The sequence below is a fragment of the Streptomyces sp. NPDC013317 genome (assembly GCF_055563155.1).
The window spans coordinates 57,877-78,286 of record NZ_JBVHDX010000004.1; the positions used below are offsets into that span (position 1 = coordinate 57,877).

Sequence of the window (20,410 nt, forward strand, 5' to 3'; positions counted from 1 at the left end):
GGCCGGTGTCGGCCAAGCGCCGAAAAGCCCCCGCCGGCGTGAAGCGTCGGCAGGGGCTCGTGCTGAGGGGGCGGCGGCCGGGCGGCTAGGCGTCGAGATCCCGGCGGGCGTCGCGCCGCGTCGTCGCGAGGGCGTCGTTCCAGCCGGCCGCGTACGCGAGGGTCTCGTACCGGCTGACCTCGGCGTACAGCGTGCCGAGCAACGCTCTCTTGTCGAGGGCGACGGGTCCGTCGAGGAGCTGGCGGAGGCGGTCCTGGAGCGGGATGTGCGGTCGCGATGCCTCGGCCTGCTGAGTCATGGACGCCTGCCTTCCGTTTGCTTGCCCGTGCGTGCGTGGCGGCGCCGCGGAGTGAGGAGCGGGGGCACCACGTGTTCGAACTACTGTGCGAACAGAGTGTGGAACATCTGTTCGATGTTTGTCGAGTGGAAAGCTCTGACGGCGTGTCTCCTTGGCGTGATCCAGGTGGTGTTGGCGCCGGATCGGGCCGCCGCGAGCGGCCGGGTAACCTGGACTGGCGCGTTCTCGGATCCGGACCACTTCGGGGCGCGCCGGGGGCGCGAGGGGCGCGCAGGGGACCCCAGGGGGCTGGAAGGCAGTACGGAAACTGATGGACAGGGAGCCGAGCACCGGTCGCAGGGAACAGGGTGTGGACTGGCTCGACACCAGTCCCGACCTTCCCCACCTGTTCGCACGCCTCTCCGAGCTGGTCCACCTGCACGGCTACGCCCCCGAGGACCTCGTGGTGATCCCCCGGGCCGAGGTCGACCGGCGTGAGACCGCCGCGTTCACCTCGGGCTGGATCGAGGCCGTCTCGGAGGAACTTCCCCGGATACGCAGGGAGTACGAGAAGCGCGTCGCCGACGCCTACGCCCAGGGCCAGCAGGACGCGCGCGGCATCCGCCGGCCCCAGCGGCGCATGGACGACGGGGCGGACGGGGCACGCGTCATCGCGCTCCCGTTCGCCCGCCTGCTCGAACCCCCGGCCGTGGTGGTGGAGGCCGAGGAGCGCGTACGCCGGGACCGGGAGAGGGAGCGGGAGCGACTCGACGGGCGCCCGGATCAGGAACAGAACCCCGAGGTCGAACACGCCACCGCGTCGCAGCACGACGAGGAGCCGCGCCCGCACGCCGAGGAACCGGCCACCGACGCCGACCACCCGTCGAGCGCCCGGGAGACGAGCCCGCACGAGCCGGGCCCTCAGGAGCCGGGCCCGCACGAGCCAGGTCCTCAGGACGCGAGCGCCCGGGAGGCGAGGGCCCGCCGGACGGCGCAGGCGCAGCGGGTACGGAAGGTCGTACGAGGCAAGGGCGGGCGCCCGATAGTGCCGCCGCTCACCGGTGGGCCCGGCCACTCCGGATCGGGCACCGACCGTCGCGGCCCCGAGTCCGCCGACGCCGACACCCGTCCGCGCAAGGGCCGACGGCTCTCGGAACGGGCCAGGGCCCTGGAGGGCGAACTCGCCGAGCGAGCACAGGAAGCGCCCCCGGAGTCCACTCCCTGACGGGAACGGGCTCCGGGGGCCGCGGGGGCGCCGGACGACGCGGTATCAGCCGAAGAGACGCGGTGTCAGCCGAAGAACCGTGCGAGTGCTCCGGGAGACACCACCTCGGCGTCGCCCTCCTCCGTGGACCGTCCGCCCTGCTCCTCCCCGTCCTCGTCCGGCCCACCCGGGCGGGGAACGGGCTTCGGCGGATCTGGCTGGTCGTCGTCCTCGCCGGAGTTGACACACATGAACATCCAGTTGGCGACGGCCAGATGGTCCACCGCCGCGGCCAGGAGGTGGTCGGAGACCGACCACTCGGCGGCCTCCCCGTGGATCTGGCGCTGGACGGCGCCGTCCGCGGGCAGGTGCTTGATCAGTGTGAAGAGGCGGCGGCTGGAGAGCTCGCCGCGGTACCAGTCGAGGAGATCGGTGGCGTAGTAGCGGAGGAGATCCGCCTCAAGGGCCTCGGCGTGTTCGTCGACGAACTCGACGAGGCTCAGTCTTCCCCCAGGCCGAGCCCGGTCTCCTTGCCGTAGGCCTCCAGGATGGCGGCGATGTCCTGCATGGTGATGTCGTGCTGCTCGAAGCGAGCGAACTGCTTCTCACCCATCAGGAGCGCGAGCAGGCCGTCCACGTCGTTGTCGTCGAGCTTGCGCAGCGCCTTGGCGGTCGCGCGGCTGAGTTCGGTGGGAAGGGTGTAGCTCTCGCCGTCCAGCTCGAAGGACCAGCTGCGGCCGGAGACCTCCAGGCGCTGGGCGCGGGCGGCGTTGACGTCGAAACGGGCCATGGTGATGCGTACTCCTTGTTCGAGTGAGTGAAGAGGAGAGGGGTGGGGCGGGACGGCGGTCGGCCGTCCCGCCCCGGGTGGGGATGGGTCAGACCGCCGCGCCGTACTGGCTGTCCTTCATGAGGAAGGAGGCCAGCGGCTTGCCGTTGCCGTTCGACATGGCCGTGAAGGTCACGCCCAGCTGGGACGCGGCCTTGCGGGCCAGCTTGATGTCGTCGGACGCGGTGACCTGGCCGCGCGGGATGATGAAGCGGTACGTCACCGCGGTGGTGCCACCGGCCTTGACGTCGGTGAACTCCAGGCCGAGCGCGCGCACGTCCGCGTACGGACGCTCGGCGATGTCGTACTTGTAGGTCTCGGCCTGCGACGACGGGTCCGCCTCGACCTTGCCGCCGCCCATGAAGAACGGCAGCGTGTCCTCGTTGAACTGGAGCATGGAGAACTTCAGCGAGAGGTCACGGGCCGAGTAGATGTAGTGCACCGGGGAGACCGACTGCCACGAGTCGATGGCCTCCAGCTTGTCCTTCTTCGAGAAGGTGACGCCGTCGCCGGTGGTGAAGCCGAGGTCCGTCCAGCCCGTCCAGTCGGCGGCGGAGTCGCCGGCGCCGAAGGTCGGGACGGCGGTGTCGACCTTGGCGACGTAGAGCTTGCCGACGCCTGCGACGCGGATCTCGGCGGAGTTGTTTCCAGCCATGGTGAGGTTCTCCTTGTGTTGAGAGGGGTGCCGGTCCGGGCGGCGTGCCCGGGTACGGCAAAGGCCCCGCCGGACGGCGAGGCCTGGTCTGTGGGGAGCGCCCGGGGCGCTCGGTGGGGAGGGCCGGAGCGGGAGCCCGGCGCGGAGGGCCGCGGCGGCGAAGCCGGGGCTCCGGGCGCGGCTCCGGCGGCGTCTAGAAGACGCTCAGGGAGAGCTGGATGACGCAGAGGTAGCGGTTGGCGCCCCGGTAGACGTAGTCGGGCAGCCAGCGCGGCCCGTCCATCTCCTCCACGTCCTGGACGAGGTTGACGCCGATCCGCTTGCCCATCGTGGCGAGCAGTGCGCGCCGGGCCGCGTTGGCGAGGACGTGGGCCGCGTTCTTGGTCGGGCCGTACACCTCGAACTCGATGAGCGGCTTGTCGATGTGCAGGTCGCCGATCCAGGCGCCGCCGCGGCGGTTGACCAGGACGGCGCTCTGCGTGCCGTCGAAGCCGGCCGGCGCCTGGACGGCGATCGTGGCGCCGGCCAGGGCCGGGTCTGCCTTGAGGACGTCGACGACCAGCTTCTCGACGTCCGGGAACGCACTCGGGGGAGTGGTCATGACGGTTCTCCTCGGTGGAAGGTGAGGGGCGTGGTGTGGGCCGCGTTGTCGCGTGGGTCGGGTACCGTCCGGGGCGCTCGACGCGGGGAAGGGGGCGAGGCCGCGGAGCGCTCCCGGACGGCGAACGGCGGAGCCTGTGGCCCGTTGTCGGGCACAGCTCCGCCGCTGCACCAACTGTGACAGAGAGCGTGCGCGCACGCAACTAAAACCGGGGGTGGCTCGGACCTTCGATGTCGGCGGGCGTGTGAGCCCCCCTGCCGCGGGCGCGCGCCGGGTGGTCCGGGGGCGCCTCGACCGCCTGGACGGCCCGGCCGTTCCAGGGGGTCGGCGGGGTGCAGGCACCCGCGCCGTCACGGACTCGGTGGCAGGGCCGCGGCCGCACCCTCTGTCTTTCCGCGGAACGGCGGGGGTGCCCGCGGCGTCACGGGCATGGCGAATCGCAGTCGGCGGTTGCGTCCCCTCCTGCGTGACCGGGACGCCGTCGCCGGCTTCGCGCGGGCATGACGAAGCGCCCCGTGCCTCCCTCCTCGGGAGACACGGGGCGCTTCGTCGGGCGGCCTGCCCGCCTATGCGGTACGAGGACGGCGCCGGGCCGCCCTTTCCGCCGCGAAGACGTCCTCCAGGCGGAAGAGCTGGGCCCGGCCCGCCTTGCCGGCGGCCCTCAGGTGGCCCAGCTGGACCCACTTGCGGATCGTCGCCGGCGCGACCCCCGCCTCCTCGGCCGCGAGGGGGCCGGGGATCAGGGCGGGCAGTGTCGGCAGGGTCAGGGACGTCAGCAAGGGGTCTCCTCCATCGCGGCTTCGAGTTCCTCGGTACGGCAGCCGGCCGCGTCGGCCAGCTCGGGCCACTCCGTCTCCGGCCACAGGTGCCGGTACGCGGGATCGTCCTGGCAGCCGCAGTCCTCCGCGGTGCAGGTGCAGGCGGGGTTCACGCAGAGCACCGCGCGCCGGTCGGGGAACGCCCGGAGCGACACCGAGTCGCACCACGGGCAGCGTCCCGAGACCCGGACCACCGTCTCCGTGTCGCCCAGCGTCCGCGCGCACCGCCGTGCCATCCGTCGCAGTTCGTCGCGTACGTGCCGGGCGAGGTCGGGGTGGGTGGCGATCTCGTCGAGCAGCGCGGTCGTCCGCCGCAGTCGCTCCACGACGGCCGCGCGGCCGGGGCGGGGGAGGCCGAGCCGGGCGCGTACCGCCTCCTCCAGCTCCACCACGCCGTCCGTGATGTCGCGGATCGCGTCGGAGACGTGCAGCCGGATCGGCGCGGCGCCGTGGCCGGGAACGGCGAGCCCGTGCCGCTGCTGGAGCAGCAGCGCCTCGCGGCGCTCCTCGCGGATGAGCTCGTCGCGGCCAGGGTGCGGCGCGGCCGGCGGGGCACCGGTGGGGGAGCGGCGTCCGGGCGCGAGCTCTTCGGTGAGCTCGGGGAACTGGCGGGCGAGCGTGGCGGTCCACAGGGCGATGTCGGTGAGGATCCGCTCGACGGCGAGCTCAGCCACGGACGCCTCCGGCGATGACCGGTCCCATGACCTTCGCCGTACGCGACTCGGGTACGGCACGGCCGTTGCGCCACAGGCGGCCGGCGCAGACGCCGTCGAAGTAGCTCTCCGCCGGGGCGACCGTCTCCTCGCACTCGCGGCGTACGGGGCAGTGCCCGCAGGCGCGGAGCGCCGGGGCCGCCTGCTGGACGCGGCGGGCGAAGACGACGGCCGGGGAGAGGTCGGCACACGCGGCGGCGGCCTGCCAGGAAGAGGAATCAGGGAGGAGCAAGGTTTTCTCCAGTCTCCGGGCCAACGGGCGACCCGTGGGGCCGGTGAGGTCCCTGGGGCTCGGGAGGCCGATGAGGTCGGCGGCGAGCCAGCGTTACATGTTGCGTGCGGGCGCGCAACAAGTTTGTGGAGCGTGCCGGGGCAGGTCTTCACCGATTCGACACGATTGCGCGCTCAAAAGCACGTAATTCTGTGCGCGCAAGCACGCTAGAGTGGGGCGCCCGGAGGGTGGGGAGCGAGGGAGCGGTACACATGAGCACTCAAGGGCTCGACGAGTTCGCAGGCTGGGTGGAAGGCCTGATGAGAGCGCGCGGCTACGACATCGACAGCCCGCGCGGCGGAGGAAAGTCGCGGATCGCGGACGAGGCCGGCGTGCACCGTGCCGCCGTGACGCGGCTGCTGCAGCGGCAGAGCATGCCCGACCTGGAGACCATGCGCAGGATCGCCCCGCTTCTCGGGGTCTCCGTCCGCGACATGCTGATCCGCTCGGGCCGGGTCACCCCCGACGAGCTGCCCCTGGCGGCGGACCTGCTGCCACCCGGAGACTGGCAGCCCACCCTGGAGGACTTCGCCCGCTGGCTCGGTGTCCCCGATGAGCGAATGGGTGTGTTCGTCAAGGTCGTCAACCAGTTCCTGGAGCCCGGCGAGGGCGAGGCGGAGCCACGGACCCCGGGCGAACCCCGCCGCGCCGCCCGGGACTGACCCGAGCCCCGACCGATTCAGGCCGAGCCGGGCCCCACCGGCTCGGTCCGGTCCGGGCTCGCGGCGCGCCGGCCGTCGCGACCCCCTCCGCGCCGTCCGCCGTGCCGGGCGTCGCGACCCCCACCTGTCCGGCCCGGCCCCACCGGCCCGGCCCCACCGGCCCGGCCCCACCGGCCCGGCCCGGGCGGGCTCACGGCGCTCCAGGCGTCGCGACCCCCTCCGCGCCGCCCGCCCGACCCGGCTCCGCGGCCTCTCCGGGGCGTCCGGCGGGGCCCGGTTCGAGGTGGGTGGCGCGCTCTGCGTCACGGGCGGGGTACCGACCGTTCCGGTGTTCGTTCTCCCACGTCCGCCCGGCCCCGTACGCGTGGGCATTTGTTTTGACCGGAGTCCATGCGATAGGTACGCTCAGACCTTGTGCCTGGGGTGTGCCTGGGCTCGTGTGCGTGTCCTCAACCGCATGGCGAGTTCATCAACGGCCACCGCAATCTGCGCTTTTTCCGCCCTCGGCGGAGGTCCGCAGTATTCGACACACCCGACCGCGTGGGTCGGTGCGGTGTTCCAGGTTAGTTTTACGACGGCACACAGAAACCGGAGAAGTAGTGCCTACGATCCAGCAGCTGGTCCGGAAGGGCCGGCAGGACAAGGTCGAGAAGAACAAGACGCCCGCACTCGAGGGTTCCCCTCAGCGTCGCGGCGTCTGCACGCGTGTGTTCACGACCACCCCGAAGAAGCCGAACTCGGCCCTCCGTAAGGTCGCGCGTGTGCGTCTGACCTCGGGCATCGAGGTCACGGCCTACATCCCGGGTGAGGGTCACAACCTGCAGGAGCACTCCATCGTGCTCGTGCGCGGTGGCCGTGTGAAGGACCTGCCGGGTGTTCGCTACAAGATCATCCGCGGTTCCCTCGACACGCAGGGCGTCAAGAACCGTAAGCAGGCTCGCAGCCGCTACGGCGCCAAGAAGGAGAAGTAAGAATGCCTCGTAAGGGCCCCGCCCCGAAGCGCCCGGTCATCATCGACCCGGTCTACAGCTCTCCTCTTGTCACCTCGCTGATCAACAAGATCCTGCTGGACGGCAAGCGTTCCACCGCCGAGCGCATCGTCTACGGTGCCATGGAAGGCCTCCGCGAGAAGACCGGCAACGACCCGGTCATCACGCTGAAGCGCGCCCTCGAGAACGTGAAGCCGTCCCTCGAGGTCAAGTCCCGCCGTGTCGGTGGCGCCACCTACCAGGTGCCGATCGAGGTCAAGCCCGGTCGCGCCTCCACCCTGGCTCTGCGCTGGCTCGTGGGTTACTCCCGCGCCCGTCGCGAGAAGACCATGACCGAGCGCCTCATGAACGAGCTCCTCGACGCCTCCAACGGCCTCGGTGCTTCGGTCAAGAAGCGCGAGGACACGCACAAGATGGCCGAGTCCAACAAGGCCTTCGCGCACTACCGCTGGTAGTCGCAACCCACATCGAGACCGAGAGAAGACTGAGCCGATATGGCTACCACTTCGCTTGACCTTGCCAAGGTGCGCAACATCGGCATCATGGCTCACATCGACGCGGGCAAGACGACCACCACCGAGCGGATCCTGTTCTACACCGGCGTCTCGTACAAGATCGGTGAAGTCCACGACGGCGCTGCCACGATGGACTGGATGGAGCAGGAGCAGGAGCGCGGCATCACGATCACGTCCGCCGCGACGACCTGCCACTGGCCGCTCGAGGACGTCGACCACACCATCAACATCATCGACACCCCGGGCCACGTCGACTTCACCGTCGAGGTGGAGCGTTCGCTCCGCGTGCTCGACGGTGCCGTGACGGTGTTCGACGGCGTCGCCGGTGTCGAGCCCCAGTCCGAGACCGTCTGGCGTCAGGCGGACCGCTACGGCGTTCCGCGTATCTGCTTCGTCAACAAGCTCGACCGTACGGGTGCCGAGTTCCACCGCTGCGTCGACATGATCGTGGACCGCCTCGGCGCCGTCCCGATCGTCATGCAGCTCCCCATCGGTTCCGAGATGGACTTCCAGGGTGTTGTGGACCTCGTCCGCATGAAGGCTCTGGTCTGGTCCGCCGAGGCGACCAAGGGCGAGATGTACGACGTCGTCGACATCCCGGCCACGCACACCGAGGCCGCTGAAGAGTGGCGCGGCAAGCTGGTCGAGACCGTCGCCGAGAACGACGAAGAGATCATGGAGCTCTTCCTCGAGGGCCAGGAGCCCACCGAGGAGCAGCTGTACGCCGCGATCCGTCGTATCACCATTGCCTCCGGCAAGGGTGGCGGCGAGAAGACGATCACCCCCGTCTTCTGTGGCACCGCGTTCAAGAACAAGGGTGTTCAGCCCCTGCTCGACGCCGTCGTGCGCTACCTCCCCTCCCCCCTGGACGTCGAGGCCATCGAGGGCCACGACGTCAAGGACGCGGAGCTGGTCGTCAAGCGCAAGCCGTCCGAGGAGGAGCCGCTGTCGGCCCTCGCGTTCAAGATCGCGAGCGACCCGCACCTCGGCAAGCTCACCTTCGTCCGGATCTACTCCGGTCGCCTGGAGGCCGGCACCTCGGTGCTGAACTCCGTCAAGGGCAAGAAGGAGCGCATCGGCAAGATCTACCGCATGCACGCGAACAAGCGTGAGGAGATCGACTCGGTGGGCGCCGGCGACATCGTCGCCGTCATGGGCCTGAAGCAGACCACCACCGGTGAGACGCTGTGCGACGAGAAGAACCCGGTCATCCTGGAGTCCATGGACTTCCCGGCGCCGGTCATTCAGGTCGCGATCGAGCCCAAGTCCAAGGGTGACCAGGAGAAGCTGGGTGTCGCCATCCAGCGTCTCGCGGAGGAGGACCCCTCCTTCCAGGTGCACTCGGACGAGGAGACCGGCCAGACCATCATCGGTGGTATGGGCGAGCTTCACCTCGACATCCTCGTCGACCGTATGCGTCGCGAGTTCAAGGTCGAGGCGAACGTCGGCAAGCCGCAGGTCGCGTACCGCGAGACGATCCGCAAGGCCGTCGAGCGCGTGGACTTCACCCACAAGAAGCAGACCGGTGGTACCGGTCAGTTCGCCAAGGTGCAGATCGCGATCGAGCCCATCGAGGGCGGCGACGCCTCGTACGAGTTCGTGAACAAGGTCACCGGTGGCCGCATCCCGAAGGAGTACATCCCTTCGGTCGACGCCGGTGCGCAGGAGGCCATGCAGTTCGGCATCCTGGCCGGCTACGAGATGACTGGCGTCCGCGTCATCCTTCTCGACGGTGCCTACCACGAGGTCGACTCCTCCGAGCTCGCCTTCAAGATCGCCGGTTCGCAGGCCTTCAAGGAGGCCGCGCGCAAGGCTTCCCCCGTCATCCTTGAGCCGATGATGGCCGTTGAGGTCGTCACGCCCGAGGACTACATGGGTGAGGTCATCGGCGACATCAACTCCCGCCGTGGTCAGATTCAGGCCATGGAGGAGCGCAGCGGCGCTCGCGTCGTGAAGGGCCTCGTGCCCCTCTCGGAGATGTTCGGCTACGTCGGAGACCTCCGCAGCAAGACCTCGGGTCGCGCAAGCTACTCGATGCAGTTCGACTCCTACGCCGAGGTTCCCCGGAACGTCGCCGAGGAGATCATCGCGAAGGCCAAGGGCGAGTAACTCACCCGAGTGCACGCTTTAGGCTTGACACCAGTCGCCGGGGCTACGCCCCCCGAAACCCGAGGGATCGGGCCCCGGCGGATGGCATCCCAGCAAAGATCACCTGGCGCCGATGAAGCAAGGCGTTCAGAACCACTCCAGGAGGACCCCAGTGGCGAAGGCGAAGTTCGAGCGGACTAAGCCGCACGTCAACATCGGCACCATCGGTCACATTGACCACGGTAAGACGACCCTCACGGCCGCCATTACCAAGGTGCTGCACGACGCGTACCCGGACCTGAACGAGGCCTCGGCCTTCGACCAGATCGACAAGGCTCCTGAGGAGCGCCAGCGCGGTATCACCATCTCCATCGCGCACGTCGAGTACCAGACCGAGTCGCGTCACTACGCCCACGTCGACTGCCCCGGTCACGCGGACTACATCAAGAACATGATCACGGGTGCGGCGCAGATGGACGGCGCCATCCTCGTGGTCGCCGCCACCGACGGCCCGATGCCGCAGACCAAGGAGCACGTGCTCCTGGCCCGCCAGGTCGGCGTTCCGTACATCGTCGTCGCCCTGAACAAGGCCGACATGGTGGACGACGAGGAGATCCTGGAGCTCGTCGAGCTCGAGGTCCGTGAGCTCCTCTCCGAGTACGAGTTCCCGGGCGACGACCTGCCGGTCGTCAAGGTCTCGGCGCTCAAGGCGCTCGAGGGCGACAAGGAGTGGGGCCAGTCGGTCCTGAACCTGATGGCCGCCGTCGACGAGGCGATCCCGCAGCCCGAGCGCGACGTCGACAAGCCGTTCCTGATGCCGATCGAGGACGTCTTCACGATCACCGGTCGTGGCACCGTCGTCACCGGTCGTATCGAGCGTGGTGTCCTCAAGGTCAACGAGACCGTCGACATCGTCGGTATCAAGACCGAGAAGGTCACCACCACGGTCACCGGCATCGAGATGTTCCGCAAGCTGCTCGACGAGGGCCAGGCCGGTGAGAACGTCGGTCTGCTCCTCCGTGGCATCAAGCGCGAGGACGTCGAGCGCGGCCAGGTCATCATCAAGCCGGGTTCGGTCACGCCGCACACGAGCTTCGAGGCCCAGGCCTACATCCTGTCGAAGGACGAGGGTGGCCGTCACACCCCGTTCTTCAACAACTACCGCCCGCAGTTCTACTTCCGTACCACGGACGTGACCGGCGTCGTGACCCTCCCCGAGGGCACCGAGATGGTCATGCCGGGCGACAACACCTCCATGACCGTCGAGCTGATCCAGCCCGTCGCCATGGAGGAGGGCCTGAAGTTCGCCATCCGTGAGGGTGGCCGGACCGTGGGCGCCGGCCAGGTCGTCAAGATCAACAAGTAATTGTCGATCGTCTGACCTGTGCCGCTCCTGACGGAGCGTCATGAAAGGGCCCCCGGCCCGCCGTTCGCGGCGGGGCGGGGGCCCTTTTCGTCGTGCCGGGCGGCTGGGCTTCTCCCGGCGTGGGGAGCTCGCCGCGGTGGTGACCCGTGCTATTCGCTCTCGGCGAGTGCGGACCTCTTCGTCGGCCGCCACACCCACGGGTGGGCGTCCGCGCCCAGGCCGACGGCGACCGGTCCGCCCGGGGTCAGCCGCAGGGCCGCCGCCTGGACGGCCGCCGTTCCGCTCGTACGGGTGAAAAGCCGGTCGTCCCGACGCAGCTGGATCCGGCCGCGCAGGTCCCGGCCGAGAAGGACCGGCCCCCGCGCGTCGGCCGCCGCGGTCACGGAGCCGTACCCGTCGAAGGACACGTTCCCCCGCCCCGGCGAGAGTAGCTGCCTGGCGGCGGGCCTTCGGTAGTACACGTCGACACCGGTGCGGCCCCGGGACGGTACGGCGGCGACCGGGTCGCCCGACAGGGGGAGCGGTGCGGCCGGGGCGGAGTCGACCCAGTGCAGGACGGACTCGCGCCCGGCGGCGAGGACGTGGACGCGGCCCCCGGCGTCGACCACGGCGTCCAGACCGTCCTGGATCTCCTCGGTGCCGGGGAGCGTCCGCCACGGGGACCAGGACCCGTCCGCGCCGCGGACGCGCGTCGACACACCTTTGTCCGCGTTCCGTACGAAGAGATGGACCCGGCCGTCGGGGGTGGTCACGGCCACCGGCACACCGATCCGACGGCCGCGGTCGTCGCTCCGTTCCGGATTGCCGAGGCCCCGCCAGGCGAGGAACGGACCGCCGGGGGAGCGCTGCTCCAGCAGGACGACCTCCCGCTTGTTGGGACCGCCGCGGCCGCCGAACGCGGCGAACCGCACGCCGAAGAGCAGAGTCCTGCCGTCAGGCAGGGTGGCCGAGCCGAGCGCCGGCGCGAGCGGCCCGCCGCCGAGGTCCTCCGGCTCGCCCCACAGGCCCGAGTCCTTCTCCGTCTCCCGCCAGCGGACGGCCCGCAGTCCGAGCACCCCGAACGCGTCGAGCCGCCCGTCGGGCCGCGCGCCGATCGCGGGACCGGCGTCCGGCCAGCGGTGGTGCGTGGACCTGACCCAGCCCTTGCGGTTGGTGAGGGGCCGGCCGCCGCCCACGCCGTAGTCGCCGCAGCCGGAGGGGTTGCCGCACTCCCAGCCCGGATCGCCGCCGTACTGGAAGAGGTGGCCGGCCTTCTCCTCGAGGAGCTGCGGGGGGAGGTTCTTGGGCCAGTGGCGGTTGTAGTAGCCGCGGAACGAGGTCACGACGAACGCGGGTATCGTCCCCGGCCCCTTCTGCGCCTCGGCGACCCAGCGGATCAGCGCGGCCCAGGTGAAGCAGGCGACGGCGGTGTGGTCGCCGTGGTCGGAGTAGCCGGGCTGCTCGCTGTCGCGCCGGCGGGTGGCCTCGTTGCTGACCTGGATGTCGGGGTCCGGGTCGAGGGTGTGCACGACGGTCGGCCGGTAGCGGTCGAGGAGCCCGACGAGGACGTCGACCAGCTGGTCGTGGTCGTAGGGGTCGGACCGGTCGACGGGGGAGCCGGTGGAGAGGTGCGTACGGAGTTCGAGCGCCCGGTCGTGCCAGAGGGCGGGCAGGGCGGTGAAGTGCCGCGGGGCGTGCTCGGGCAGGTTGATGAAGATCAGCTCGACGCGGCGTCCGCCGTGCGCGAGCGTGTTGATCTCGGCATGGCGCCCGCCGCGGAGGGTGGCGACGCCCTTCTGCCACGGTACGAACCTGTCGAGCCCGAGGAGGGTCGCGTACGCCTGGCGCAGACCCTGGTGGCGCGAGGAGGAGTACGCGGACCGGTCCGGCGGGGCCTCGGGCATGCCGTCGATCCGGTTGACGCCCTTGTGCTCACCGGCGGTGACGTAGACGGAGACCAGCGGGACACCGGCGTCGAGCAGCCGCTGGGTGTCGGGGTTCATGAAGAACAGGTCGTCGTCCGGGTGCGCGGCGAACTGCATGAGCTGTGCCCGCCGCGTACTGGCGATCGGGACCCCGGGCGCGGGGTCGGCGGCGGCCTCGCCACGGCGCGGGGCGGGCACGGAACACCCGGCGATCGCGGTCGCACCGAAGGCGGCGGCGCCCGCGAGTACAGTCCGCCGCCCGGGCACACCGAAGAGGCCGGCCCTGGATATGTCGTCCACCGCAACGTCCCCCGTACCCCGCACCGGTCCACGCCGGTGCCTGACCACCCCTGTGACGACGGAGGGCCTGGTCGGAGCCGAATCCGCGACTGGCTAGACGGAGTTCGGCCGACGGGGGTTGCGCGGACGTGCGGACTTCGTACGGGGGTACGTGCGGGAGCCGCTGCGTCACGCGTCCCGTTCCGCCCTTGCCTCGCCCGTTCCCAGAGCCACCGTCGTTCTCACCCGCATCGGGCCGTCCTCGCGGCGCGAGAGCAGGACCAGTTCGGCGACCCGGGCGGTCGTGGAGCCGAGGAGGGCCTCGGACGTGGTGGCGAGGGTGTGGGGGTCCTGGCTGCGGCCCAGGGAGAGGTGTGGGGTGAAGCCCCTGGCCTGCCCGCCGCACAGGGGGAACCGGGCCTCCAGGGCATACCGCAGGCGGGCCCACGGCGCTTCACCCGCCGCGCAGGGGTCGAGCCAGACGGTGGCGTCCTCGCGGTGGCCGAACCAGTGGACGCCCTCCAGGCGGGCCCGGAAGGGCGGGGTCTCGCTCAGCGCCTCCGTCACCAGCGGCACCGCCCGCTCGAAGTCGGCCTCCGGGACGAAGCCGAAGAGGACGTTGACGTGCGGAGGCCAGCGGTGGATCTGGCGGTCGTGGGCGCGGCGGATGTGCTGGATCGCCGGCCAGAGCCGGCGGGGAGGGATCCAGGCCACGGCGGTCCGGTTCGTCGAGGGCACGGCGAGGACCTCCCGGGGCGCGGCGGGGGGCGCCTCGGCCGCCACGGTCTCGTCGAGCCGGTCCACGCCCGTCGCGCGGTCCCAGACCAGCTCTCCGTCGGCCTCGAAGAAGATCACGCGGTGCCAGGGGATCTCCCCTCCCGGTACGAAGTCGGGCAGGTCGATCCGCGCGGGATCGGCCCCGCGCTCCGCGATGCCCATCACGAACCGCTCGGGATCGAACCGGGGATCCCACAGCACACGGTGGTAGATCTCGTCACTGGTGTGCACGCCCGGCGACTGCCCCGGCAGCGGCGTCTCAGTCGTCAGGCGGCCGCGGCGGCGGACGTCCGGGCCGCGCTGAGCGGGGGCTCGGAGGGTCGGCGTTTGACTTGGGTCACGTCCGGGGTATTCTCTCCGGCTCGATTGGCCAGGTCCGTGTCCCGTATGGCAGACTGTCGGGGTTGCTCGGTTGAGTGCCGATGCTGCACGCCTCCCGTCGGGAGGACCGGAAGCGAGTCCCACAGTACTCGTCGCCCCTTCTCAGGAGCGGACGTACGGGAATCTTCCGGGAAGTGTCAGCGGGGCGCCGACCAGGCACTCGGTGGGTGTTCCGCCCCCGACTCGCGGTCATGGTGACCGCACCCCCTTGGTTGGGAAATCCTTCGGGATTTCTGCGTAGAGGGAGTGCGACACGCCCGACCGCGTGGGTCGGAGGCGGAGTCATGAGAGCCCCCGAGTCCAGAGCGTTACTACGAGACAGGACTACTGAGTAGCCATGGCGGGACAGAAGATCCGCATCCGGCTCAAGGCCTACGACCACGAGGTCATCGACTCCTCGGCGAAGAAGATCGTCGAGACGGTGACGCGCACTGGTGCGTCGGTCGCGGGCCCGGTGCCGCTGCCCACTGAGAAGAACGTGTACTGCGTCATCAAGTCGCCGCACAAGTACAAGGACTCGCGCGAGCACTTCGAGATGCGCACGCACAAGCGCCTCATCGACATCCTCGACCCCACGCCGAAGACGGTTGACTCGCTGATGCGTCTCGACCTGCCGGCGGGCGTCGACATCGAGATCAAGCTCTGAGGTGACGCGCGAGATGGCTAAGAACATCAAGGGCATCCTGGGCGAGAAGCTCGGCATGACGCAGGTCTGGGACGAGAACAACCGGGTTGTCCCGGTGACCGTCGTCAAGGCCGGCCCCAATGTCGTGACCCAGGTGCGTACGAACGACATCGACGGCTACGAGTCGGTCCAGATCGCCTTCGGCGAGATCGACCCGCGCAAGGTGAACAAGCCCCTCAAGGGTCACTTCGCCAAGGCCGACGTCACCCCGCGCCGTCACCTTGTGGAGCTCCGCACCGCTGACGCCTCCGAGTACACGCTCGGCCAGGAGATCACCGCCGAGGTCTTCGAGGCCGGTGTGAAGGTCGACGTCACCGGTAAGAGCAAGGGCAAGGGCTTCGCCGGTGTCATGAAGCGCCACAACTTCCGTGGTGGCAAGGCCTCCCACGGTGCCCACCGCGTGCACCGCAAGCCCGGTTCGATCGGTGGCTGCGCCACCCCGGGCCGTGTCTTCAAGGGCATGCGCATGGCCGGCCGCATGGGTAACGAGCGCGTGACCACCCAGAACCTGACCGTTCACGCCGTTGACGCGGAGAAGGGCCTGCTCCTGATCAAGGGTGCGGTTCCTGGTCCGAACGGCGGCCTCGTCCTGGTCCGCACCGCGGCCAAGGGGGCCTGAGGATATGAGCACCATTGACATTCTGTCGCCCTCCGGCGACAAGACCGGGACCGTCGAGCTCCCGGCCGAGATCTTCGAGGCCAAGGTCAGCATCCCGCTGATCCACCAGGTCGTCGTCGCGCAGCTGGCCGCCGCCCGTCAGGGCACGCACAAGGTCAAGACGCGTGGCGAGGTCCGCGGTGGTGGCAAGAAGCCGTACCGCCAGAAGGGCACCGGCCGCGCCCGTCAGGGTTCGACCCGCGCCCCGCAGTTCGCCGGTGGTGGCGTCGTGCACGGTCCCGTGCCGCGTGACTACTCGCAGCGGACCCCCAAGAAGATGAAGGCCGCCGCCCTCCGCGGTGCCCTCTCCGACCGGGCGACCCACTCCCGCATCCACGTCGTCTCCGGCGTGGTCGAGGGTGGCATCTCCACCAAGGCCGCCAAGACGCTGTTCGGCAAGATCTCGGAGCGCAAGAACCTGCTCCTGGTCGTCGAGCGCTCCGACGAGGCCGCGTGGCTGTCCGCCCGCAACCTGCCCCAGGTCCACATCCTGGAGCCGGGCCAGCTGAACACGTACGACGTGATGCGATCCGACGACGTGGTCTTCACCCAGGCCGCCCTCGAGTCCTTCGTGTCTGGCCCCAAGGCCGCTGACAACGAAGGGAGCGAGGCCTGATGTCCGAGGCCACGATCACCAGCAAGACCTTCACGGACCCGCGTGACATCCTCGTCAAGCCGGTTGTTTCCGAGAAGAGCTACGCGCTGCTCGACGAGAACAAGTACACGTTCATCGTTGCGCCCGGCGCCAACAAGACCCAGATCAAGCAGGCCGTCGAGGCGGTCTTCTCGGTCAAGGTCACCGGGGTCAACACGATCAACCGTCAGGGCAAGCGCAAGCGCACCCGCACCGGTTTCGGCAAGCGCGCCAACACCAAGCGCGCCATCGTGACCCTTGCCGAGGGCAACCGTATCGACATCTTCGGCGGCCCGACCGCCTGACGGCGGTCGAGTCGTCCGGAATCGGACGAGGACTGAGAAATGGGAATCCGCAAGTACAAGCCGACTACGCCGGGCCGTCGTGGCTCCTCCGTAGCCGACTTCGTCGAGATCACGCGGTCCACGCCGGAGAAGTCGCTGGTCCGCCCGCTGCACAGCAAGGGTGGCCGTAACAACACCGGTCGTGTGACCGTCCGTCACCAGGGCGGTGGCCACAAGCGCGCCTACCGCGTGATCGACTTCCGTCGTCACGACAAGGACGGCGTGCCGGCCAAGGTCGCTCACATCGAGTACGACCCGAACCGCACCGCTCGCATCGCGCTGCTCCACTACGCGGACGGCGAGAAGCGCTACATCATCGCCCCGCGCGGTCTCTCGCAGGGCGACCGGGTTGAGAACGGCCCCACGGCCGACATCAAGCCCGGCAACAACCTGGCCCTCCGCAACATCCCGGTCGGTACCACGATCCACGCGATCGAGCTCCGTCCCGGCGGTGGCGCCAAGTTCGCCCGTTCCGCGGGTGCCTCCGTGCAGCTGCTGGCGAAGGAGGGCACGATGGCCCACCTTCGTATGCCGTCCGGCGAGATCCGTCTCGTCGACGCCCGCTGCCGCGCCACCATTGGTGAGGTCGGCAACGCCGAGCAGTCGAACATCAACTGGGGTAAGGCCGGCCGCAAGCGCTGGCTGGGCGTTCGCCCGACCGTTCGCGGTGTGGCGATGAACCCGGTCGACCACCCGCACGGTGGTGGTGAGGGCAAGACCTCCGGTGGTCGCCACCCGGTCTCCCCGTGGGGTCAGAAGGAGGGTCGTACTCGTTCGCCGAAGAAGGCTTCGAACAAGTACATCGTCCGCCGCCGCAAGACGAACAAGAAGCGCTAGGAGCGGGTTTAGATGCCGCGCAGTCTCAAGAAGGGGCCCTTCGTCGACGACCACCTCGTAAAGAAGGTGGACGCCCAGAACGAAGCCGGCACCAAGAACGTCATCAAGACCTGGTCCCGTCGCTCGATGATCATCCCGGCCATGCTCGGCCACACGATCGCGGTGCACAACGGCAAGACCCACATTCCGGTGTTTGTCACCGAGTCGATGGTCGGCCACAAGCTCGGCGAGTTCTCGCCGACGCGCACCTTCCGGGGTCACGTGAAGGACGACCGGAAGTCGAAGCGCCGCTAGTAGCGGGGTGGAATGACCATGACAGACACTGGAAGGACAACCATGGAAGCCAGGGCCCAGGCGCGGTACATCCGCGTTACGCCCATGAAGGCCCGCCGTGTGGTGGACCTTATCCGTGGCATGGATGCCACGGAGGCTCAGGCGGTCCTGCGTTTCGCCCCGCAGGCCGCGAGCGTGCCGGTCGGCAAGGTGCTGGACAGCGCCATCGCCAACGCCGCGCACAACTACGACCACAGTGACGCCTCTTCGCTGTACATCAGCGAGGCGTTCGTGGATGAGGGCCCGACCCTGAAGCGGTTCCGTCCGCGTGCCCAGGGCCGTGCCTACCGGATCCGTAAGCGGACCAGCCACATCACCGTGGTCGTCAGCAGCAAGGAAGGAACCCGGTAATGGGCCAGAAGGTTAACCCGCATGGGTTCCGGCTCGGCATCACCACGGACTTCAAGTCCCGCTGGTACGCCGACAAGCTGTACAAGGACTACGTCAAGGAAGACGTCGCCATCCGTCGGATGATGACGTCCGGCATGGAGCGCGCCGGCATCTCGAAGGTTGAGATCGAGCGCACCCGTGACCGCGTGCGGGTGGACATCCACACCGCTCGTCCGGGCATCGTCATCGGCCGCCGTGGCGCCGAGGCCGACCGCATCCGCGGCGACCTCGAGAAGCTCACGGGCAAGCAGGTCCAGCTGAACATCCTCGAGGTCAAGAACCCCGAGATGGACGCTCAGCTGGTTGCTCAGGCCGTTGCCGAGCAGCTCTCCTCCCGCGTCTCCTTCCGTCGCGCCATGCGTAAGAGCATGCAGGGCACGATGAAGGCCGGCGCCAAGGGCATCAAGATCCAGTGCGGCGGTCGCCTCGGCGGCGCCGAGATGTCCCGCTCGGAGTTCTACCGCGAGGGCCGTGTGCCCCTGCACACCCTCCGCGCGAACGTCGACTACGGCTTCTTCGAGGCCAAGACGACCTTCGGCCGCATCGGCGTGAAGGTCTGGATCTACAAGGGCGATGTCAAGAACATCGCCGAGGTCCGCGCCGAGAACGCAGCGGCCCGTGCGGGTAACCGCCCGGCCCGTGGCGCCGGTGACCGTCCGGCCGGTGGCCGCGGTGGTCGCGGTGGCGAGCGTGGCGGTCGCGGTCGCAAGCCGCAGCAGGCTCAGGCTGCCGAGGCCCCCAAGGCCGACGCTCCCGCCGCCGCTCCGGCTGCTGAGAGCACCGGAACGGAGGCCTGACCGAAATGCTGATCCCCCGTAGGGTCAAGCACCGCAAGCAGCACCACCCGAAGCGCAGCGGTATGTCCAAGGGTGGTACGCAGGTTGCGTTCGGCGAGTACGGCATTCAGGCCCTCACTCCGGCGTACGTGACCAACCGCCAGATCGAGGCGGCTCGTATCGCGATGACCCGCCACATCAAGCGTGGCGGCAAGGTCTGGATCAACATCTACCCGGACCGCCCGCTGACGAAGAAGCCTGCCGAGACCCGCATGGGTTCCGGTAAGGGTTCGCCGGAGTGGTGGATCGCGAACGTCAAGCCCGGTCGGGTGATGTTCGAGCTGTCCTACCCGAACGAGAAGATCGCGCGCGAGGCCCTGACCCGTGCGGCCCACAAGCTGCCGATGAAGTGCAAGATCGTTAAGCGCGAAGCAGGTGAGCTGTGATGACCGCCGGTACCAAGGCGTCCGAGCTGCGCGAGCTGGGCAACGAGGAGCTTGTCGCCAAGCTCCGCGAGGCCAAGGAAGAGCTGTTCAACCTCCGCTTCCAGGCGGCGACGGGCCAGCTCGAGAACCACGGTCGGCTCAAGTCCGTCCGTAAGGACATCGCCCGGATCTACACCCTGATGCGAGAGCGCGAGCTGGGCATCGAGACGGTGGAGAACGCCTGATGAGCGAGAGCAATGTGACTGAGAAGACCGAGCGCAACGCTCGCAAGGTCCGCGAGGGCCTGGTCGTCAGCGACAAGATGGACAAGACCGTCGTCGTCGCCGTCGAGGACCGCGTCAAGCACGCGCTGTACGGCAAGGTCATCCGCCGTACGAACAAGCTCAAGGCTCACGACGAGCAGAACGCTGCCGGCGTCGGCGACCGCGTCCTCCTGATGGAGACCCGGAAGCTGTCGTCGACGAAGCACTGGCGCGTCGTCGAGATCCTCGAGAAGGCCAAGTAAGCACTTGAAGGGGTAACCCTTCGAGTTCGTTCCGCCAGGCTCGGCAGGGGCCTCCCGCGAGGGAAGCCCCTGCCGGGAACCGGCAGACAATCAGGAGATAGACGTGATCCAGCAGGAGTCGCGACTGCGTGTCGCCGACAACACTGGTGCCAAGGAGATCCTTTGCATCCGTGTTCTCGGTGGTTCCGGTCGCCGCTACGCGGGCATCGGTGACGTCATCGTCGCCACCGTCAAGGACGCGATCCCCGGTGGCAACGTGAAGAAGGGTGACGTCGTCAAGGCGGTCATCGTTCGCACCGTCAAGGAGCGCCGCCGCCAGGACGGCTCGTACATCCGCTTCGACGAGAACGCCGCTGTCATTCTCAAGAACGACGGCGACCCTCGCGGCACCCGTATCTTCGGCCCGGTGGGCCGTGAGCTGCGCGAGAAGAAGTTCATGAAGATCATCTCGCTCGCGCCGGAGGTGCTGTAAG

At 69.2% G+C, this 20,410-nt stretch carries 28 protein-coding genes; 19 read left to right on the top strand and 9 right to left on the bottom strand.

Annotated elements, in window-relative coordinates; translation table 11 throughout:
- Window positions 1-85 precede the first annotated feature (85 nt).
- A complete protein-coding gene (locus ACZ3IJ_RS12850; RefSeq protein ID WP_467467718.1) occupies window positions 86-298 on the bottom strand; it encodes a hypothetical protein in 213 nt (70 codons plus the stop codon).
- A 349-nt stretch (window positions 299-647) separates the two neighbouring features.
- Between ACZ3IJ_RS12850 and ACZ3IJ_RS12855 the strand changes: the two genes are divergently transcribed.
- Entirely contained in the window at window positions 648-1,502 is an 855-nt protein-coding gene (locus tag ACZ3IJ_RS12855) for a hypothetical protein (protein WP_467467719.1), read from the top strand.
- Window positions 1,503-1,564: 62 nt separating this feature from the next.
- Window positions 1,565-2,020 carry a hypothetical protein gene (locus ACZ3IJ_RS12860; protein WP_467467720.1) on the top strand — a complete coding sequence of 152 codons (456 nt, stop codon included), beginning with the start codon at window positions 1,565-1,567 and terminating at the stop codon, window positions 2,018-2,020.
- On the opposite strand, the gene ACZ3IJ_RS12865 is transcribed toward ACZ3IJ_RS12860, so the two are convergent.
- The 6 genes from ACZ3IJ_RS12865 to ACZ3IJ_RS12890 all read right to left on the bottom strand — a co-directional run bounded on the left by ACZ3IJ_RS12865 (window position 1,981) and on the right by ACZ3IJ_RS12890 (window position 5,329).
- Window positions 1,981-2,271, bottom strand: coding sequence for a hypothetical protein (locus ACZ3IJ_RS12865; protein ID WP_352188374.1), 291 nt, complete (start codon window positions 2,269-2,271; stop codon window positions 1,981-1,983). The genes ACZ3IJ_RS12860 and ACZ3IJ_RS12865 overlap by 40 nt on opposite strands.
- Window positions 2,272-2,359: 88 nt before the next feature.
- A complete protein-coding gene (locus tag ACZ3IJ_RS12870) occupies window positions 2,360-2,965 on the bottom strand; it encodes a phage tail tube protein (protein ID WP_467467721.1) in 606 nt (201 codons plus the stop codon).
- A 193-nt stretch (window positions 2,966-3,158) separates the two neighbouring features.
- Window positions 3,159-3,566, bottom strand: coding sequence for a hypothetical protein (locus ACZ3IJ_RS12875; RefSeq protein ID WP_467467722.1), 408 nt, complete (start codon window positions 3,564-3,566; stop codon window positions 3,159-3,161).
- 566 nt (window positions 3,567-4,132) lie between these two features.
- Complete coding sequence (locus ACZ3IJ_RS12880; protein WP_352188377.1) at window positions 4,133-4,345, bottom strand: MerR family transcriptional regulator; 213 nt, start codon at window positions 4,343-4,345, stop codon at window positions 4,133-4,135.
- The gene (locus ACZ3IJ_RS12885) at window positions 4,339-5,058 is read right to left on the bottom strand and encodes a hypothetical protein (RefSeq protein ID WP_467467723.1); all 720 of its coding nucleotides are present in this window, start codon (window positions 5,056-5,058) and stop codon (window positions 4,339-4,341) included. The genes ACZ3IJ_RS12880 and ACZ3IJ_RS12885 overlap by 7 nt, the downstream gene beginning before the upstream one ends.
- Window positions 5,051-5,329 (bottom strand): WhiB family transcriptional regulator, encoded by a 279-nt coding sequence (locus ACZ3IJ_RS12890; protein WP_467467724.1) that lies wholly within the window; start codon window positions 5,327-5,329, stop codon window positions 5,051-5,053. The genes ACZ3IJ_RS12885 and ACZ3IJ_RS12890 overlap by 8 nt, the downstream gene beginning before the upstream one ends.
- Before the next feature lie 251 nt (window positions 5,330-5,580).
- Here ACZ3IJ_RS12890 and ACZ3IJ_RS12895 point away from each other — a divergent pair, with 251 nt between their 5' ends.
- The 5 genes from ACZ3IJ_RS12895 to tuf all read left to right on the top strand — a co-directional run bounded on the left by ACZ3IJ_RS12895 (window position 5,581) and on the right by tuf (window position 10,988).
- Window positions 5,581-6,030 carry a helix-turn-helix domain-containing protein gene (locus tag ACZ3IJ_RS12895; RefSeq protein ID WP_391798971.1) on the top strand — a complete coding sequence of 150 codons (450 nt, stop codon included), beginning with the start codon at window positions 5,581-5,583 and terminating at the stop codon, window positions 6,028-6,030.
- Window positions 6,031-6,629: 599 nt separating this feature from the next.
- The gene (rpsL, locus tag ACZ3IJ_RS12900; protein WP_003948652.1) at window positions 6,630-7,001 is read left to right on the top strand and encodes a 30S ribosomal protein S12; all 372 of its coding nucleotides are present in this window, start codon (window positions 6,630-6,632) and stop codon (window positions 6,999-7,001) included.
- 2 nt (window positions 7,002-7,003) lie between these two features.
- Entirely contained in the window at window positions 7,004-7,474 is a 471-nt protein-coding gene (gene rpsG, locus ACZ3IJ_RS12905) for a 30S ribosomal protein S7 (RefSeq protein ID WP_003966970.1), read from the top strand.
- A gap of 39 nt (window positions 7,475-7,513) precedes the next feature.
- The gene (fusA, locus tag ACZ3IJ_RS12910) at window positions 7,514-9,643 is read left to right on the top strand and encodes an elongation factor G (RefSeq protein WP_385145122.1); all 2,130 of its coding nucleotides are present in this window, start codon (window positions 7,514-7,516) and stop codon (window positions 9,641-9,643) included.
- A 151-nt stretch (window positions 9,644-9,794) separates the two neighbouring features.
- On the top strand, window positions 9,795-10,988 hold the full coding sequence (tuf, locus tag ACZ3IJ_RS12915) for an elongation factor Tu (RefSeq protein ID WP_147980746.1): 1,194 nt from the start codon (window positions 9,795-9,797) through the stop codon (window positions 10,986-10,988).
- 149 nt (window positions 10,989-11,137) lie between these two features.
- On the opposite strand, the gene ACZ3IJ_RS12920 is transcribed toward tuf, so the two are convergent.
- Together ACZ3IJ_RS12920 and ACZ3IJ_RS12925 are read right to left on the bottom strand one after the other, a co-directional pair.
- Window positions 11,138-13,192 carry a PIG-L family deacetylase gene (locus tag ACZ3IJ_RS12920; protein WP_467467725.1) on the bottom strand — a complete coding sequence of 685 codons (2,055 nt, stop codon included), beginning with the start codon at window positions 13,190-13,192 and terminating at the stop codon, window positions 11,138-11,140.
- Between the two features lie 168 nt (window positions 13,193-13,360).
- Complete coding sequence (locus tag ACZ3IJ_RS12925; protein ID WP_467467726.1) at window positions 13,361-14,179, bottom strand: RNA repair domain-containing protein; 819 nt, start codon at window positions 14,177-14,179, stop codon at window positions 13,361-13,363.
- 487 nt (window positions 14,180-14,666) lie between these two features.
- Here ACZ3IJ_RS12925 and rpsJ point away from each other — a divergent pair, with 487 nt between their 5' ends.
- From rpsJ to rplN, 12 genes are all read left to right on the top strand, one after another.
- A complete protein-coding gene (gene rpsJ, locus ACZ3IJ_RS12930) occupies window positions 14,667-14,975 on the top strand; it encodes a 30S ribosomal protein S10 (protein WP_003948644.1) in 309 nt (102 codons plus the stop codon).
- Window positions 14,976-14,988: 13 nt separating this feature from the next.
- Complete coding sequence (gene rplC / locus ACZ3IJ_RS12935; protein ID WP_361965481.1) at window positions 14,989-15,633, top strand: 50S ribosomal protein L3; 645 nt, start codon at window positions 14,989-14,991, stop codon at window positions 15,631-15,633.
- Window positions 15,634-15,637: 4 nt separating this feature from the next.
- Window positions 15,638-16,288 carry a 50S ribosomal protein L4 gene (gene rplD, locus ACZ3IJ_RS12940; RefSeq protein ID WP_352188384.1) on the top strand — a complete coding sequence of 217 codons (651 nt, stop codon included), beginning with the start codon at window positions 15,638-15,640 and terminating at the stop codon, window positions 16,286-16,288.
- Window positions 16,288-16,611 (top strand): 50S ribosomal protein L23, encoded by a 324-nt coding sequence (gene rplW, locus ACZ3IJ_RS12945; protein ID WP_352188385.1) that lies wholly within the window; start codon window positions 16,288-16,290, stop codon window positions 16,609-16,611. Before rplD ends, rplW begins: the two co-directional genes overlap by 1 nt.
- Window positions 16,612-16,650: 39 nt before the next feature.
- Entirely contained in the window at window positions 16,651-17,487 is an 837-nt protein-coding gene (gene rplB, locus ACZ3IJ_RS12950) for a 50S ribosomal protein L2 (RefSeq protein WP_046908246.1), read from the top strand.
- A 12-nt stretch (window positions 17,488-17,499) separates the two neighbouring features.
- On the top strand, window positions 17,500-17,781 hold the full coding sequence (gene rpsS, locus ACZ3IJ_RS12955; RefSeq protein WP_019888752.1) for a 30S ribosomal protein S19: 282 nt from the start codon (window positions 17,500-17,502) through the stop codon (window positions 17,779-17,781).
- A gap of 42 nt (window positions 17,782-17,823) precedes the next feature.
- Window positions 17,824-18,171 (top strand): 50S ribosomal protein L22, encoded by a 348-nt coding sequence (gene rplV / locus ACZ3IJ_RS12960; protein ID WP_041662774.1) that lies wholly within the window; start codon window positions 17,824-17,826, stop codon window positions 18,169-18,171.
- Window positions 18,171-19,007: a 30S ribosomal protein S3 gene (gene rpsC / locus ACZ3IJ_RS12965; RefSeq protein WP_260229395.1), complete on the top strand. Its 837-nt coding sequence runs from the start codon at window positions 18,171-18,173 to the stop codon at window positions 19,005-19,007. Before rplV ends, rpsC begins: the two co-directional genes overlap by 1 nt.
- 5 nt (window positions 19,008-19,012) lie before the next feature.
- On the top strand, window positions 19,013-19,432 hold the full coding sequence (gene rplP, locus ACZ3IJ_RS12970) for a 50S ribosomal protein L16 (protein WP_015035580.1): 420 nt from the start codon (window positions 19,013-19,015) through the stop codon (window positions 19,430-19,432).
- The gene (rpmC, locus tag ACZ3IJ_RS12975; protein WP_361445390.1) at window positions 19,432-19,656 is read left to right on the top strand and encodes a 50S ribosomal protein L29; all 225 of its coding nucleotides are present in this window, start codon (window positions 19,432-19,434) and stop codon (window positions 19,654-19,656) included. Before rplP ends, rpmC begins: the two co-directional genes overlap by 1 nt.
- Window positions 19,656-19,937, top strand: coding sequence for a 30S ribosomal protein S17 (gene rpsQ / locus ACZ3IJ_RS12980; protein ID WP_352188389.1), 282 nt, complete (start codon window positions 19,656-19,658; stop codon window positions 19,935-19,937). The genes rpmC and rpsQ overlap by 1 nt, the downstream gene beginning before the upstream one ends.
- Before the next feature lie 103 nt (window positions 19,938-20,040).
- Complete coding sequence (gene rplN, locus ACZ3IJ_RS12985) at window positions 20,041-20,409, top strand: 50S ribosomal protein L14 (RefSeq protein WP_003956455.1); 369 nt, start codon at window positions 20,041-20,043, stop codon at window positions 20,407-20,409.
- Window position 20,410: the final 1 nt, after the last annotated feature.